General features: G+C 62.7%; 14 protein-coding genes. 7 read left to right on the forward strand and 7 right to left on the reverse strand.

Annotated elements, in window-relative coordinates:
- Positions 1-38: 38 nt before the first annotated feature.
- Both AC6CH8_RS01925 and AC6CH8_RS01930 read left to right on the forward strand, forming a co-directional pair.
- The gene (locus AC6CH8_RS01925; protein ID WP_498188464.1) at positions 39-350 is read left to right on the forward strand and encodes a hypothetical protein; all 312 of its coding nucleotides are present in this window, start codon (positions 39-41) and stop codon (positions 348-350) included.
- The gene (locus AC6CH8_RS01930; RefSeq protein ID WP_498188465.1) at positions 328-2,502 is read left to right on the forward strand and encodes a thioredoxin domain-containing protein; all 2,175 of its coding nucleotides are present in this window, start codon (positions 328-330) and stop codon (positions 2,500-2,502) included. Before AC6CH8_RS01925 ends, AC6CH8_RS01930 begins: the two co-directional genes overlap by 23 nt.
- A 21-nt stretch (positions 2,503-2,523) precedes the next feature.
- On the opposite strand, the gene trhA is transcribed toward AC6CH8_RS01930, so the two are convergent.
- Positions 2,524-3,165, reverse strand: coding sequence for a PAQR family membrane homeostasis protein TrhA (gene trhA / locus AC6CH8_RS01935; protein WP_498188466.1), 642 nt, complete (start codon positions 3,163-3,165; stop codon positions 2,524-2,526).
- A gap of 108 nt (positions 3,166-3,273) precedes the next feature.
- Between trhA and AC6CH8_RS01940 the strand changes: the two genes are divergently transcribed.
- Both AC6CH8_RS01940 and phoH2 read left to right on the forward strand, forming a co-directional pair.
- Positions 3,274-4,080, forward strand: a complete 807-nt coding sequence (locus AC6CH8_RS01940) for an isoprenyl transferase (RefSeq protein WP_017198688.1) — start codon at positions 3,274-3,276, stop codon at positions 4,078-4,080.
- Between the two features lie 237 nt (positions 4,081-4,317).
- Positions 4,318-5,712, forward strand: coding sequence for an RNA 5'-3' helicase PhoH2 (gene phoH2, locus AC6CH8_RS01945; RefSeq protein ID WP_498188467.1), 1,395 nt, complete (start codon positions 4,318-4,320; stop codon positions 5,710-5,712).
- 168 nt (positions 5,713-5,880) lie between these two features.
- On the opposite strand, the gene AC6CH8_RS01950 is transcribed toward phoH2, so the two are convergent.
- Together AC6CH8_RS01950 and AC6CH8_RS01955 are read right to left on the reverse strand one after the other, a co-directional pair.
- Positions 5,881-6,525: a GNAT family N-acetyltransferase gene (locus AC6CH8_RS01950; protein ID WP_498188468.1), complete on the reverse strand. Its 645-nt coding sequence runs from the start codon at positions 6,523-6,525 to the stop codon at positions 5,881-5,883.
- Positions 6,526-6,557: 32 nt separating this feature from the next.
- Positions 6,558-7,319 carry a hypothetical protein gene (locus AC6CH8_RS01955; RefSeq protein WP_498188469.1) on the reverse strand — a complete coding sequence of 254 codons (762 nt, stop codon included), beginning with the start codon at positions 7,317-7,319 and terminating at the stop codon, positions 6,558-6,560.
- Between the two features lie 59 nt (positions 7,320-7,378).
- Between AC6CH8_RS01955 and AC6CH8_RS01960 the strand changes: the two genes are divergently transcribed.
- The 3 genes from AC6CH8_RS01960 to AC6CH8_RS01970 all read left to right on the forward strand — a co-directional run bounded on the left by AC6CH8_RS01960 (position 7,379) and on the right by AC6CH8_RS01970 (position 9,102).
- Positions 7,379-7,930: a prepilin peptidase gene (locus AC6CH8_RS01960; RefSeq protein ID WP_498188470.1), complete on the forward strand. Its 552-nt coding sequence runs from the start codon at positions 7,379-7,381 to the stop codon at positions 7,928-7,930.
- Between the two features lie 133 nt (positions 7,931-8,063).
- Positions 8,064-8,621, forward strand: coding sequence for an META domain-containing protein (locus AC6CH8_RS01965; RefSeq protein WP_309074520.1), 558 nt, complete (start codon positions 8,064-8,066; stop codon positions 8,619-8,621).
- A gap of 4 nt (positions 8,622-8,625) precedes the next feature.
- Complete coding sequence (locus AC6CH8_RS01970; RefSeq protein ID WP_178997886.1) at positions 8,626-9,102, forward strand: NUDIX hydrolase; 477 nt, start codon at positions 8,626-8,628, stop codon at positions 9,100-9,102.
- Positions 9,103-9,104: 2 nt separating this feature from the next.
- Here AC6CH8_RS01970 and AC6CH8_RS01975 read toward each other — a convergent pair whose 3' ends face one another.
- The 4 genes from AC6CH8_RS01975 to AC6CH8_RS01990 form a co-directional block, all read right to left on the reverse strand.
- On the reverse strand, positions 9,105-10,781 hold the full coding sequence (locus AC6CH8_RS01975) for an MDR family MFS transporter (protein ID WP_498188471.1): 1,677 nt from the start codon (positions 10,779-10,781) through the stop codon (positions 9,105-9,107).
- Positions 10,778-11,464 carry a TetR/AcrR family transcriptional regulator gene (locus tag AC6CH8_RS01980; RefSeq protein ID WP_498188472.1) on the reverse strand — a complete coding sequence of 229 codons (687 nt, stop codon included), beginning with the start codon at positions 11,462-11,464 and terminating at the stop codon, positions 10,778-10,780. The genes AC6CH8_RS01975 and AC6CH8_RS01980 overlap by 4 nt, the downstream gene beginning before the upstream one ends.
- Positions 11,465-11,594: 130 nt before the next feature.
- A complete protein-coding gene (locus AC6CH8_RS01985; RefSeq protein WP_091466132.1) occupies positions 11,595-13,022 on the reverse strand; it encodes a class II fumarate hydratase in 1,428 nt (475 codons plus the stop codon).
- An 87-nt stretch (positions 13,023-13,109) separates the two neighbouring features.
- Entirely contained in the window at positions 13,110-13,724 is a 615-nt protein-coding gene (locus tag AC6CH8_RS01990) for a carbonic anhydrase (protein ID WP_011774029.1), read from the reverse strand.
- Positions 13,725-13,741 lie beyond the last annotated feature (17 nt).

The following is a 13,741-nucleotide window of genomic DNA, read 5'->3' on the forward strand; positions in this document are numbered from 1 at the left end:
CCAATCGGCACGCACCAGCTCCCATAGAAGGTTTGAAAGTGCATCACTTGATTCTTGCCCTGACCGTCACTCCGTCGCCCGATCCCACGGGCACACTGCGGCCTGGCCTGTCCGAGGATCAGGTGACGCCCGGTACGTGGGGCTTCGTCCTCACGGCCTTCATCGTGATCCTCACGACCTTCCTGATCGTGGACATGGTTCGCAGGATCCGCCGCGTTCGCTACCGCGCCCAGGTGGAGGAAGCACGCTTGGCGGCAGAAGCGGACGACGCGGACGGCGGAAGCGAAAGCGCTGTCGAAGCAAGTAGCTCCAACGACGAGAATGGCGATGGCGGCCCCCGGACCCGCTGAATCGGGTCAACCCGCTGAATCGGGTCGACCCAACTGGCCCGGGGCAAGTAACGCCCTGGGTTCGGAGCCTTCTGCTTACCTGCGGCAGCACGCGAACAATCCCGTGTTCTGGCGCCCGTTCGGTGATGAGGCTTTTGCCTTTGCTGCCGAGCGTGATGTTCCCGTCTTCCTCTCCATCGGCTACGCGGCATGCCACTGGTGCCACGTCATGGCCCACGAATCCTTCGAAGACCAGGAAACTGCCGATTACCTGAACGCCCATTTTGTCCCGGTGAAGGTTGACCGGGAAGAGCGGCCCGACGTCGACTCCGTGTACATGGCGGCTACGCAGGCAATCAGCGGCGAAGGTGGGTGGCCGATGTCCGTCTTCCTCACCCCGGACGGGCTCGCCTTCCACGCGGGAACGTACTTCCCGCCCATTCCTTTGCCCGGCCGTCCCTCGTTCCGCAATGTCCTGGAGGCAGTCCATGAGGCGTGGCTGGAGCGCCGCGATGCCGTGGAGCAGAATGCCAGGGGCCTGGCAGCGAACATGGCCGATGCACCTTTTGCCGGTGTGGTCAGGCTCGACGGCCCGCCTGAAATGCTGGATGCACGCCTCCTTCCGGAGGCCGTAGCGCTGCTGGCCCGTTCTGAAGACCCCGACGCCGGTGGGTTCGGCACCGCTCCCAAGTTCCCGCCGTCGGCGGTTCTTGAGTTCCTCATCCGGCACGCAGCCGCACCGTCGGATACTGCCCTTGCTGCCCGCGACATGGCAGCCCGGGGTCTTGCCGGCATGGCCCGCTCAGCCTTGCGCGACCAGCTCGACGGCGGATTCGCCCGCTACTCGGTGACGGCGGACTGGTCCGTGCCGCACTTCGAAAAAATGCTGTACGACAATGCGCAGCTGCTGCGCGTCTACGCACACTGGGTCCGGCTTGGCGGCAATGAGGTCTTCCCGGCGGACGAGGCAGCATCCGTGGCCTCGAGGTGTGCCGAGTGGCTGTTGGGTTCCCTCAAGCTGTCCAGCGGCGCGTTGGCCTCATCCTTGGACGCTGACACCGTGGTTGGAGGCGTGCATCATGAAGGCGCAACATATTTGTGGACTCCCGAATCTCTCGTGGACGCCCTTGGCGCGGATGACGCCGAGGCCGTGGCGACCATGATGAACGTCGGTGCGGAGGGAACTGTCTCTGAGCTGGGCTCGCCGCTACATCCTGGCCGGGCGTTGAAGGACGCAGAGAGCAGGCTCTGGGAACGGGTCCGGCCGGTGCTGTTGGCCTCCCGTAATCTTCGGAACCAGCCGGCCAGGGACGACAAAGTGGTGGCCGGGTGGAATGGCCTCGCCATGGCCGCCCTCGCCGAAGCAGGCGCCATCCTGGACCGCCCTGAATTGGTTGCCGCGGCCGAAGCCGTGGCGGAGTACCTCGCGGACGTTCATTGGAACAGCTCGTCACAGGTACTGGTCCGGGTTTCACATGACTCGCGGGCGCGGGGCATTGGCGGTCTGCTTGAGGACTACGCCTTCTGCGCCGATGGCCTCCTGGCGCTTTATGGCGTCACGGGAGCCACGCGCTGGTACCGCTTCGCGGAGGAGCTCATTCTTGCCGCATGTTCACGTTTTGTGGAGAACGGGAAATTGGCCGACTCCGCGGGGGAGTCCGCACAGGTTTTCAACGCCCAGGGCCAGCAAACTGCGCTGGACCCGTTCGACAATGCCACGCCCAGCGGTGCCGCCGGTTTCGCGGGCGCCTTGTTGTCTTTCGCCGCTTACTCCGGTTCCCACGAGCATCGCCTGATGGCCGGCAATATCCTCGGCCTGCTACCACCCCTCGCCACGCGGGCGCCACGTGTTGCGGGTTGGCTGCTGGCCACCGCGCAAGCTGCACTGGCGGGCCCGGTAGAGGCCGCCGTCGCAGGTTCGGACTCGCCGCTGCTACGCGAGTTGCACACTGCGCTGCTGAAGTCTCCCAGCCCCGGCCTGGTTATCGCCGTGAAAATGGACGACGGCGCGTTCCCGGCCGGGGAGGTGGAAGTTCCTCTGCTGCTCAACAGGTCAGGCGCGCCAGACAGATCGGCGCAGGTTTACTTGTGCCGCGACATGGTGTGCGAGAGGCCGCTGAGCGATGTGGCAGCGGTTCAGTCCCGGCTGGCGGCGATGGCGGCAGGCGACTGACACGGCCTTTCCAGCTCGGGCCTAGCTGAGCACTGCCATCATGATGGCAGCAAAATGCGCCGCGAACGCCAGCACTGTGAAGGCGTGGAAGAGTTCGTGGAAGCCGAAGTGCTGGACGCTGAAGTTCGGTTTTTTTATGGCGTAGAACACCGCGCCGGCGATGTACAGCACTCCACCGACGCAGATGAGTATTGCTGCCGGGGCATTGGCGGTGAAGAACTGGGGCAGGTAGAACAACGCTCCGCAGCCCAGTGCTATGTAAACCGGCACGTACAACCAGCGTGGAGCGTGTGTCCACAGAATTCGGAAGAGCACCCCGACTATTGCTCCGGACCAAACTAGCCACAGCAACGTCACGGCCTGTGATCGCTCCAGCAAGGACCACGCCAGGGGGGTGTAACTGCCGGCGATCACCAGCATGATGTTGGTGTGATCCAGTCTTTTGAGCAGCATTCGGACCTTGGGCGACCAGTTTCCGCGGTGATAAACGGCGCTGACGCCAAACAGCAGGAAGCCCGTCAAGGCATAGATGGCGGAGGTGACCTTGCGGTCGGGGGTGGGTGCGACGGTCACCAGGATGATCCCTGCCGCGAGTGCAAAGGGGGCGGCGACGGCGTGGATCCACCCACGCCATAGGGGCTTGGTTTCGAGGAGCTCAGCCATGGGTCAAGAATAACTTACGTTTCGGTAAGTTACCCACTGGTAACAAGTCCTGAAGACGAATTTGACCGTCTTCTGCACCGGCCCGGCAGCTCGGGACGGTAGCCTTGGATGTGCGCCGTCGTCGTACAAGCAAGGAAGTCAGGTGAGAGTCCGGTGGAGCTGCCCGGTTTCCTCTATGGCTTCTACGAGCGCAAACTGCTGCGATCGCTCAAGCAGGACAGAATCCCGCGGCATATCGGCGTGATGGTGGATGGAAACAGGCGCTGGGCGCGCCAGTTCAACGCACCCACCAGCCAAGGGCACCAAGCGGGCGCGGACAAGATCCACGAATTCCTCGGCTGGTGCCAGGAACTCGGCGTCAAAGTCGTAACCCTCTACATGCTCTCCACGGACAACATGAGCCGCTCCGGCGAGGAACTGGACCTGCTCATGGGCATCATCGCGAACACCATGGACAGGCTGGATGAAGACGAGGATGTCTCCGTCCACGCAATGGGCGCACCGGAACTCCTCCCGGACTACCTGGCCGAACGCCTTAACAAACTGACCGCCCGCACCCCGGTCCACGAAAAGATCCACGTGAACGTGGCCGTCGGCTACGGCGGACGCCGCGAAATCGTCGACGCCGTACGGGAACTCCTCCACGATGCCGACGCCAAAGGACGCAAGATGTCCGACGTCGCAGATGAACTTTCGGTGGACGACATCTCCCGGTTCCTCTACACCCGCGGCCAACCCGACCCGGACCTCGTCATTCGCACCTCCGGCGAGCAGCGGCTCTCAGGGTTCCTCATGTGGCAAAGCGCCTACAGCGAGTTCTACTTCTGTGAAGCCCTCTGGCCTGCCTTCCGCAAGGTCGATTTCCTACGTGCGCTCAGGGATTATGCCGGGCGCCAGCGGCGATTCGGGACCTAACCTTGCTGCGGTTCATCAGGAATTAATCAGCTGGCAATGCGACTTGCCGACGCAGGTTGCGGAATTTTCTGTGAGTGGGATTACGTTAATCCCATCAGCAGGCAAAACCGCCCGCTGATCGGGGAGGCCAGTATATGGAGCGGACTATCGCACCAGTTACATGGGAGGCCACGCCCGGCCTTCCGGCCGAGCCGCTTCACCATTAGGCCGGGCGAACTGCCCGGGGCTGGAGTCGATGTGGCTATTTCTGAGCAACTGCCCGCAGTGGTTTCCGACGGGGAAAGTGCAGCTACCTCTCGCACCAAGCGGGTCTCACAAAGAGCGCGGACCGCACCGTCCGCCACAGGCCGCAGCTACGTGATCGATACGTCCGTCCTGCTATCCGATCCACACGCACTGTTGCGCTTCGCTGAACACGAAGTCATCGTCCCCATCGTGGTCATCAGTGAACTGGAAGGAAAACGCCACGATCCCGAACTGGGCTACTTCGCCCGGAAAGCCCTAAGGCTCCTGGACGACCTCAGAATCGAACACGGCGGCTTGGACCACGCCATCCCCATCGGGAAAGACGGCGGCCTCCTCAGGGTGGAAATGAACCACATCTCCACGGAAGTGCTCCCCGCCGGATTCCGCGGAGGCGACAATGACAGCCGCATCCTGGCCGTCGCCAAAAACCTGGCAAACGAAGGCCACAACGTCACCGTCGTCTCCAAAGACCTCCCCATGCGCGTCAAAGCCTCCGCCATGGGTCTTCACGCCGACGAATACCGCAACGAACTCGTCAAAGACTCCGGCTGGACCGGCATGGCCGAAGTGGACGCAACCGAAGAAGAAATCACAACCCTCTACGGCCACGAACCCGCCTTCATTCCGGCCGCTGCGGAACTCCCCGTCAACACGGGACTGGTTCTCCTGTCCAACCGCGGTTCCGCCCTCGGCCGCGTAGGAGCAGACAAACAAGTCAGGCTCGTCAAAGGCGACCGCGACGTCTTCGGACTCCACGGCCGCTCAGCAGAACAACGACTCGCCATCGACCTCCTCATGGACCCCGCCGTCGGGATCGTCTCCATAGGTGGCCGCGCAGGCACAGGCAAATCCGCACTCGCCCTCTGCGCGGGCCTGGAAGCCGTCCTGGAACGCCGGGAACACCGCAAAGTAGTGGTCTTCCGCCCCCTCTACGCAGTGGGCGGCCAGGAGCTCGGCTACCTCCCCGGCTCCGAATCCGAAAAAATGAACCCCTGGGCGCAGGCAGTGTTCGACACCCTCGGGGCGCTCGTCAGCCAGGAAGTCGTGGAAGAAGTCATGGACCGGGGCATGCTCGAAGTCCTGCCACTGACCCACATCCGCGGGCGCTCCCTGCACGACGCCTTCGTGATCGTGGACGAAGCACAGTCACTCGAGAAAAACGTGCTCCTCACCGTCATGAGCCGCATCGGACAAAACTCCAAAATCGTCCTCACCCACGACGTCGCCCAGCGCGACAACCTCCGCGTGGGGCGGCACGACGGGGTGGCCGCCGTAGTGGAGACACTCAAGGGCCATCCGCTGTTCGGGCACATCACGCTGACCCGCTCTGAGCGGTCGCCGATTGCTGCTCTTGTGACTGAGTTGCTCGAAGGGGCTGAGATCTAGGTCATCCTGGGCTGGGCCGTGGTTCGGTTCGCCGGGCCACGGCCCTTCGCCGTCGCTTAGACACACCGCAAAAGGACCCCGAAGGTCGCTGGGCGACCTTCGGGGTCCGATGCGTCGCGATGCGCTCCTTCCCGGGAGACCGCCGCCTCGCTAATGCTTCTAGTGCCGTTAGAGCGTGAGGTAGGTTTTCAGCTCTTCGTGGCCTTGGACTTTTAGGGGCCAGTGGGGGCGGGTGAATGTGGTGGGGGTGAGTCGGACTCTTTGGACTTCCTCCACTTTTTCGCCCCAGCCGTCGCGGAAAGTGCCGTTCAGTTCGTAGCCGAGGCTGGTGGAGACGCCCAGGGACTGCTGGTTCCAGACCGCCGCTTCGGACTCGGCTACTTCCGCGCCCAGATGGTCAAAGGCGAAGCTCACGACGGCGGCACGCATCTCCTTGCCGAAACCCTGGCCCTGCGCGGACTGCTTGAGCCACGAGCCGGTGCTCACTGTTTTCAGGGTTTTGAAGCTCTTGGCGCCGACGTCCTGGACACCAAGGAGTTCGTCGTCATGCCAGACGCCGAGGAGGAGGGTCCAAGAGTCCTTTGTGAAGTTGGCGCGGCAGCGCCAGTACCACTGGGCCATGTTGGGAGCGAGCTCGTCGTCGGGAAGTTCTGTCCACGGCATGCTGAACGGGCTCTTGCCGGGCTCGTGGACACCGGAACGGGCCGCGGCCACGGCGGAAGGGATGTCTTCGTCGAGGACGGGACGGATGGTCAGCCTCGGAGTGGTGAGGGTGAGTCCGAAAGGGGGCCATATTTCTGCCAGCGATGTCATCGCCGTAGCTTAGCCCGGAAGGGGGCCACCCCTCAGGCGGCAGGGCCGATGTCCCACGAGATGTGGCGCCTGACGTCCGTGAGGTTCATCGATTCTGCCAGGAAGAGGTCGTCAAGCATGTACTCGTCCACTGCCAGGATCTTGAGCCAGTGCCCCTTGCCGGCGGTGTCGCCGTCCAGGCTCTGGCTGGCCACGCAAACGCCTGTGCCGATGTCGATCCTGATCAGTGTTCTGCCGGGGTGTGCCAAGGGTTCAGTGGGGTCGGAAGGGACATACGTCCGGCTGGGGGTAACGATGGTTTCCAAGGCAAGGCGGCCCTCATGGTCCACCTCGTGGGGTTGCTCCAGGAAGACCCGGTTGGTGTCCGGGAACTCCAAGGGGACTGGGGCGTTGCCGGCAAGCTCTACGGGGTCGAGGGCGGCGGCCAGGCGACCGTTACCAAAGGAGGGCTCACCGTAGGCGGCCTCAGGGCGCCGGCGGACAAGGCCGGCGTCGTCATAAACCGGTGTCACAAGGTGAGCCGGAAGCAGCCACGAACGGCGCGTGGAACTGATGTAAAGATCGTCCCGGGAGTCGTTGATGCCGGTGGTGCTGTGCAGAAGTTGGCCGTCCGGCGTCTCGAGGCGGAGGGCACCCGGGCGCCTAAGCCAAGCCCGGACCATGGCGGCGCCGGAGCCGGGCCGTTCGAGGTACTCAAAGCGGAGGCTGGTCCACTTCCACGGCGACGAACGGCAAAGATTGCGGAATGTGGAGGACAAGTCAAAACCCGGTCCAGCTGCACTGTAGCGCCCCATATCCACAGTTTACCTACGGGTTCAAGCGGGAATGGCGGCCATCGGGATAGCATCCGAAGGTGATCCGACGACTCTCCGACCTCTGGGATGCCAATCCGCTGGGCTTCTGGCTCGTGATGGCGTCATGCCTGTACTTCGTGGTGATGGCCGTCCGACTCACAGGGATAGATATCCGGAGCCACCTGTTGCCAAACCGGATCGTGTTTCCGTCCTACGCAGTGGCTGGAGTGCTGCTGCTGGCTGCGGCACTGGTGGTGTACTTCGCTGATTCAACCCCGGAGGGCGCACCGGCGGCTGTGGTCTTTGGTGTGCCCGGCCTGGGCGTCATCGCCGGCGGTGCCTTGCTCTGGCTGTTCTACTTCATACTCAGGCTCGTCCATCCACCCGGAATGGGCTTTGGGGACGTCAAGCTGGCCGGGGTGCTGGGCTTGTATCTGGGCTACTTGGGATGGGGCCACATCTTTGCGGGAACGTTCGCTGCCTTCCTCTTGGGAGGGCTGTGGAGCCTGGGCATCCTGGTGGCCCGGCGGGGCACGCTGCGCTCGGCCATCCCGTTCGGCCCCTTCATGCTGGCCGGGGCGACGGCCGCCATGGTGGTCCTGCCCGCGTGAAGCCGCAAACCACTCGTCCCATAGCAACTGCGGCCAAATTGCAACGCTCCCCGTATTCTCGGCGTTTACCGGGCTGGGTCATGCTTAGCCCAGCGAGTGTTCGGACGTGTATGAGGGCGGCAGGAGGTTTGCAGTGCGGCGAATCAGGTTGAGGTTCCTGCTGGGCGCGTCCATTGCCTGCGCAGTATTGCTGACCGGATGCGGGCAGACAGTCAACGAACCTCTTGTATCCACGGGACCCGGCATCCAGCCGGGGATTGGTATTCAGTCGGGGAATACGCAGCAGCCGGGCATTACTCAACCGCCGGATCCCACACGCAGCCCGGAGACCCCCTGTGAAGGTGGTCCGCTGGGCTGTTCCGAGTTCACGTCCGTGCGGGGAACCGACGCCACGGGAGATGTGGCATGGCTCGGAACGGACCCGCTGAGAGTGAGCTCGAGGCATGCCAACGGAGAGTGGACCCTCTTCGTCCACACACCGTGCAATTATCTCCAGGTGGCAGTTTCAGTGCAGGATGATGTCTTTACTCAGCTTTGGATGATGGTCACCGACCACGGCTGCGTGGAGCCAACGGACAACTACCAGGCGTGGACAGAGGAGCTCTTTGAACAGCCTGTTCAGTGGAAGCTCGACGGCGACACCCTCACCTTGAAGAACTCACATGCGACCATCGAATTGAAGGAAAGCTGACACCATGGGTGCACCGGAATTCGTGATCAAACTGCGGGAAAAGATCGGCAACGACCCGCTCTGGCTGCCGGCCGTGCGGGGAGTGGTGTTTGACGACGAAGGCAGGGTCCTTTTAGGCCAGCGTGCCGACAACGGCCACTGGACACTTATCACCGGAATGTTGGAACCGGGGGAGCACCCCGCGCCTGGTTTGATCCGCGAAATCTTGGAGGAAACAGCCGTTGTGGCCGAGACGGAGCGCATCATCGGCGTCGGAGTTGTGGGGCCTGTGACGTTCCCCAACGGCGACGTGTGCGATTTCCTGGACATCACGTTCCGCTGCCGATACGTCTCTGGAGAAGCCCGGGTCAATGACGACGAATCTCTGGCCGTCGGGTGGTTTGCGCTGGATGAGCTTCCGGAGATGAGTGCCGGGAACCTTGAGGCCATCAGGCTTGCCACGGAGCCCGAAGGCCCCGTGGCGTACCAAGTGGAGGACTAGCGTTACCGTCTGGCCGCATCTGCCGTCGGACGATCCTTTTCGATGCCATCCGAGGCAGCCAAGTCCGCTTCCAGTCGCGCAGTCTCCAGTCGCTCGGCCTCAAGCCGGTCCGCCTCTTCGCCACCCACAGCCTCGCCGCGTGCCACCATGCCGGCGGTGTCTGAGAGCGGGATCTGCTTCAGGGTGATGGCAAGGATCAGTGCGATGGCAATGAACGGCACCAAGTACCAGAAGACGGGCGCCAGCGAGTTGGCGTAGGCGTTGACGATCGCATCACGCAACTGTTCAGGCATCTGCGCCAAGGCTTGGGGATCCAGGGTACTGGTGGACTGTGAAGCCTGCTCGGCAGAGGCACCAGCACCTGTGAAGGCGTCGGTGAGTGATTCGGCCAAACGGTTGGTGAAGATCGCGCCAAAGACGGCGACACCCAGCGATGCCCCTACCTCGCGGAAGTAGTTGTTGGTACTGGTCGCCGTACCAATCTGGTCAGCAGGAACGGAGTTCTGCACTACCAGGACAATGACCTGCATGATCAGGCCCAAGCCGGCGCCGAAGATGAAGAGCTGCACGCAGATGACCCAGATGGGGGTTGCCGCTGTGAGCGTGGTCAGCCAGAGCATTGCAGCGATGGTGAGCGCAGCACCCAGGATGGGGTACATCTTGTACTTGCCGGTCTTGGAAATGCGGATACCGGAGTAGATGGACGTGCCCATCAGGCCCACCATCATGGGCAGCATCAGCAGTCCGGACTCAGCGGCCGACGTTCCGGAGGACATCTGCAGGAACGTGGGAACGAAAGCGATGGCGGCGAACATACCCAGGCCCAACGTAAAGCCGATGGCCGTGGCGTTGATGAAGATGGGGTTCTTGAACAGGCTCAGCGGAATGATGGGGTCCTCGGCGCGGCGTTCAACCATCACGAAGGCAAAGGCGGCCAGGACCATGCCGGCCCCAAACGCCCACGTAAGGGGTGAATCCCAGCCCTCGTCCTTCTTGCCGCCAAAGTCCGTGAAGAAGATGAGGCAGGTGGTGGCAGCGGAGAGGAACAGGACACCCAGGATGTCGATCTTCTTCTCTGCCTTCTTATTCGGCAGGGTCAAAGTGAACCAGGCGGTGATGAACGCAGCGATGCCGATGGGGATGTTGATGTAGAAAGCCCATTCCCAGGTGAGGTGGTCAACGAAGAAGCCACCCAGCAGCGGTCCGGCTACAGCGGATAGGCCGAAGATTGCGCCCAACGGGCCCATGTACTTGCCGCGCTCCTTGGCGGGAACGATGTCGGCAATGATCGCCTGCGAGAGGATCATGAGGCCGCCGCCGCCCAGGCCTTGAATGGCGCGGAAGATCACGAAGCCCCAGAAGTCGGTGGCAAACGCGCAACCCACGGATGCGAGGGTAAACAGGGCGATTGCGACGAGGAACAGGTTGCGACGCCCAAGGATGTCACCGAACTTGCCGTAGATGGGCATCACGATGGTGGTGGCAAGGAGGTACGCGGTGGTGATCCAGGCCTGGTGCTCCACGCCGCCCAGCTTGCCCACGATGGTAGGCATTGCGGTGGAAACGATCGTCTGGTCGAGGCTGGACAACAGCATGCCTGCGATCAGCGCCGAGAAGATGATCCAGATGCGTTTCTGGGTCAGCAGCAGCGGTTCGGCTGCTTTGGAGAGTGTACTCATGCGGGGTCCTTCGTGGTCTCAAGGGGGTTGGCGCCCAACTCTTGGTTCGTGGCCAGTGGTTGCGCAAAAAGTTTCCGTGCGGCGTTGAGGTTCTGTTCGAGGATCCCGCGGTAGGGGCGCGAATTATCCTCCGAGAAGAACTGCTGTGCTGTCTTCTTGGAGACAGCCCCGAACACCACCGTTGCCGTCATGACCTCGGGGTGCTCGGGGTCCAGCCCTTCGCGGGCGGCCACCAGCGCGGCGAATTGTCGTTCGCGGGCTTCCCCTTCCAGGGTGAGCCGCGCCAGTAGCTGTGGTTCGGCCGTAATGGCAGCGATGAACTGTTGGACCTCGGTCCGGCTGATGGATGAACGCTCCATCAGGGTCACGGTGAGCACGTGCAGGGCTGCCAAGAGAGTCCCGGAGATGCTGTCCGGTGTGGGGGAAGGGTTCTGGTTGAACGTTTCCAAGGCGTCCTCGGGCAACTCATCCGAAAAGGAACCGATGACGGCGTCTTCCTTGGAGTGGAAGTAATTGAAGAAGGTCCGGCGTGAAATCCCCGCCTCTTCGCAGACTTCTTCAACGGTGAAACCGCTCAGGCCACGTGCAGCGGTCATGGAACGCGCGACGGCGGTGATCGCCGTCCGCGTGGCAGCACGCTTGCGCTCACGGAGGCCACCATCAGTATTTGCACTATTGATCACAAAGTAAAGTTTTGCACTCAAGCACTAAAAGTGCAAAAAATTTCGGGTATGGCTTTGCTCATACTTTCGGGTACGACGACGGCCGGTACCTTTCGTGAGAAAGGTACCGGCCGTCGTCGTGCTTTGAGTATTAGTTCTTGTGAGCGGGGGACGTCATGGTGGTGACATCGAGGGCCTTGTCGAGCTCTGCCTCGGTAACCTTGCCTTCGCCCTCGCCGACGAAGCCAAGCTTCTCGGTGGCCTGGCGGATGGTCAGGCCCTCCTTCACGGCGATCTTGGCGATCTTGGCAGCGTTCTCGTAACCAATGAACTTGTTCAGCGGGGTCACGATGGACGGGGAAGCCTCTGCAAGGAAGCGCGCACGCTCAACGTTGGCGGTGATGCCGTCGATCATCTTGTCGGCCATGACGCGGCTGGTGTTGGCCAGCAGGCGGATGGACTCGAGCAGGTTGGCGGCCATCACGGGGATGCCGACGTTGAGTTCGAAGGCGCCGTTGGTGCCGGACCAGGCGATGGCGGTGTCGTTGCCGATGACCTGGGCGCAGACCATGATGGACGCTTCGCAGATGACCGGGTTGACCTTGCCCGGCATGATCGAGGAGCCCGGCTGAAGGTCCGGAATGGCGATTTCGCCGAGGCCCGTGTTGGGGCCGGAGCCCATCCAACGGAGGTCGTTGTTGATCTTCATGAAGGAGATCGCGATGTTGCGGAGCTGGCTGGAACCCTCGATCAGGCCGTCACGGTTTGCCTGTGCTTCGAAGTGGTCGCGTGCCTCGGTCAGCGGCAGGCCGGTGTCGGCGGCGAGGAGTTCGATGACGCGCTCCGGGAAGCCGGCCGGGGTGTTGATTCCGGTACCAACAGCGGTGCCACCCAAGGGAACTTCGGCAACGCGGGGGAGTGCGGCGTTGATGCGCTCGATGCCGTACCGGACCTGGGCAGCGTAGCCGCCAAATTCCTGGCCGAGCATGACCGGCGTGGCGTCCATGAGGTGGGTACGGCCGGACTTGACGACGTCCTTGAACTCCACGGCCTTGCGATCGAGGGAAGCTGCCAGGTACTCCAGTGCCGGGATCAGGTCGTTGATCAGGGCCGAGGTGGCGGCGACGTGTACGGACGTCGGGAAGACGTCGTTGGAGGACTGCGACGCGTTCACATGGTCGTTCGGGTGGACAACTTTGTCACTCCCCGCGGCCGCGAGGGCGCGCGATGCCAGCTCCGCGATGACCTCGTTGGTGTTCATGTTGGAGGAAGTGCCCGAGCCGGTCTGGAAAACGTCAATCGGGAAGTCGCCGTCGTACTTACCGGTGGCAACCTCATCGGCAGCGGCGGCGATAGCCTCGGCGAGCTCACCATCGAGCACCCCCAGTTCGGCATTCGCCAGTGCAGCTGCCTTCTTCACGCGGGCAAGAGCCTCGATGTGTGTGCGCTCGAGCGTCTTGCCGGAGATCGGGAAGTTCTCCACAGCACGCTGCGTCTGGGCGCGGTACAGGGCGTTCACGGGGACGCGAACTTCGCCCATCGTGTCATGTTCAATACGGAACTCAGTGGTGGAAGTCATGGGGCTAGCTTAGGGCGATTGGACGCTCCACAGAAAACCCGGAGAGGAGTGCTACGTGCTCCGGCGCTGGGGCCGGAGCACGCCTTCCTAGAGCTTGCCGATCCCGGAAACGAGCGCCGCACGGCCTTCGTCGAGCTTGTACGACAGGCCGATCACGGCAACCCGGCCGTCGTCGATGGCGTCGGAAATCACACGTGAGCTGTCAGCCAGGCGGGCAGCAGTCTGCTTGACGTGCTCCACCACCATGTCGTTGACGTCTTCCTGGCTATTGCGCTTGGCGGTCAGGACGGACGGTGTGATGCGCTCGACGAGGTCGCGGATGAAGCCCGGGGGCATCTCGCCTGTTTCTACGGCAGCCTTGGTGGCCTTCACGGCACCGCAGCTGTCATGGCCGAGGATGACGATCAGCGGAACCCGGAGTTCGCTGATGCTGTACTCGAGCGAACCCAGGACCGCATCGTCAATGACCTGGCCGGCAGTGCGCACCACGAAGGCGTCACCGAGTCCCAGGTCAAAGATAATTTCTGCAGCGAGCCGTGAATCCGAGCAGCCGAAGATCACGGCGAAGGGGTTCTGGTTCTCAATGAGAGAAGATCGCCGCGAAGCATCCTGGTTGGGGTGCAGGGATTCGCCGGAAACAAAACGTTCGTTGCCCTCGCGGAGACGGCGCCACGCCAGGGCTGGAGTCAGGTAAGTAGGCACGAGCCTTACTTTACGAC

The organism is Paenarthrobacter sp. GQ52 (assembly GCF_059759005.1).

Coding starts and splice junctions, on each gene's coding strand:
- AC6CH8_RS01970 (WP_178997886.1), top strand. CDS start 8,626: ATGGGTGCACCGGAATTCGTGATCAAACTGCGGGAAAAGATCGGCAAC.
- AC6CH8_RS01930 (WP_498188465.1), top strand. CDS start 328: ATGGCGGCCCCCGGACCCGCTGAATCGGGTCAACCCGCTGAATCGGGT.
- trhA (WP_498188466.1), bottom strand. CDS start 3,165: ATGGCTGAGCTCCTCGAAACCAAGCCCCTATGGCGTGGGTGGATCCAC.
- AC6CH8_RS01955 (WP_498188469.1), bottom strand. CDS start 7,319: ATGGGGCGCTACAGTGCAGCTGGACCGGGTTTTGACTTGTCCTCCACA.
- AC6CH8_RS01975 (WP_498188471.1), bottom strand. CDS start 10,781: ATGAGTACACTCTCCAAAGCAGCCGAACCGCTGCTGCTGACCCAGAAA.
- AC6CH8_RS01985 (WP_091466132.1), bottom strand. CDS start 13,022: ATGACTTCCACCACTGAGTTCCGTATTGAACATGACACGATGGGCGAA.
- AC6CH8_RS01950 (WP_498188468.1), bottom strand. CDS start 6,525: ATGACATCGCTGGCAGAAATATGGCCCCCTTTCGGACTCACCCTCACC.
- AC6CH8_RS01940 (WP_017198688.1), top strand. CDS start 3,274: ATGTGCGCCGTCGTCGTACAAGCAAGGAAGTCAGGTGAGAGTCCGGTG.